Genomic DNA, 506 nt, shown 5'->3' on the forward strand with positions numbered 1-506 from the left:
ACCAGTACCGATGCCATCAACGGCAGCCAACTGTTCGCCACCAATCAACAGGTCACCACCAACACCACCAATATCGCCAGCAATACAACCGCGATCAACACCCTCAATAGCGGTGGAGGCATCAAGTACTTCCACACCAACTCAACACTGGCCGACTCCTCAGCGACAGGTGTGGATGCCACAGCGACGGGAGCAAATGCCCAGGCCCTCAATGCCTCGGATATCGCGCTTGGTGCCAACACCACAGCCAGCGGCGGCAACTCCCTGGCGGCCGGTTCGGGGGCAAGTGCCACCGCAGCCGGAGCGGTGTCCCTGGGTAACGGTGCCACATCCAGTAACGCCGGTGCCGTTGCACTCGGCGCCAACAGCACCACGGCGGCGGCAGTCGCCACCACGGGGGCAACCATCGGCGGCGTCGCTTACACCTTTGCCGGGGCAGCACCCGCCAGCGTGGTCAGTGTCGGCAGCGTTGGCGCAGAACGGCAAATCACCAATGTGGCTGCTGG

General features: G+C 63.4%; 1 pseudogene. It reads left to right on the forward strand.

Annotated features, from left to right (window positions below):
• A pseudogene (locus tag GHO03_RS25270) lies at positions 1–506 on the forward strand (hypothetical protein); the annotation flags it as partial.

The sequence above is a fragment of the Pseudomonas sp. FSL R10-1339 genome (assembly GCF_009600545.1).
In the GTDB taxonomy this organism is placed as follows: Bacteria; Pseudomonadota; Gammaproteobacteria; order Pseudomonadales; family Pseudomonadaceae; genus Aquipseudomonas; species Aquipseudomonas bubulae.